Origin of the sequence: Lactobacillus sp. UMNPBX15, from assembly GCF_002553785.1 — a bacterium.
Taxonomy (GTDB): domain Bacteria; phylum Bacillota; class Bacilli; order Lactobacillales; family Lactobacillaceae; genus Lactobacillus; species Lactobacillus crispatus.
Genome location: NZ_PCYV01000106.1, coordinates 1 through 377, shown reverse-complemented (window position 1 = coordinate 377; position 377 = coordinate 1). Strand labels below are relative to the sequence as shown.

Here is a 377-nt window from a genome sequence, read left to right as displayed (position 1 = left end):
ATTTTAGAATTTATCCTGTGTCTAATATTCAAAAATTGACTTTTACTTAATTAATTTTTCTACTTCCTTTAATTTATCGTCAGTTACTAGTTCCCTCATTATTTTATTTAGTTTCTCATCAACATTACCAATCTTATTATCCAGCTTTGCCAAATTCTCAAACTCCTTTTGACAATCTAATCTCTCTTGGAACTGATATTGATTAATATAGCGAGCCATTGTTAAATTAAAATCATTTTTCTGTATTTCTCCAAAAGATACTTTACGAGAGAAATTCTTTACTTCTTTTTGATTGTTAAATGCATCCACAATCTTTCTAATATTATCGTCTGTTAAAACGTTATTTGATTTTACTTTCTGATATTCCTTACTTGCAT

General features: G+C 26.8%; 1 protein-coding gene. It reads right to left on the bottom strand.

Annotated features, from left to right (window positions below; all coding sequences use genetic code 11):
• Nucleotides 1-42: 42 nt before the first annotated feature.
• Nucleotides 43-377 (bottom strand): N-6 DNA methylase (locus CP366_RS10480; protein ID WP_158227350.1); only part of this gene is annotated, 335 nt, incomplete at its 5' end.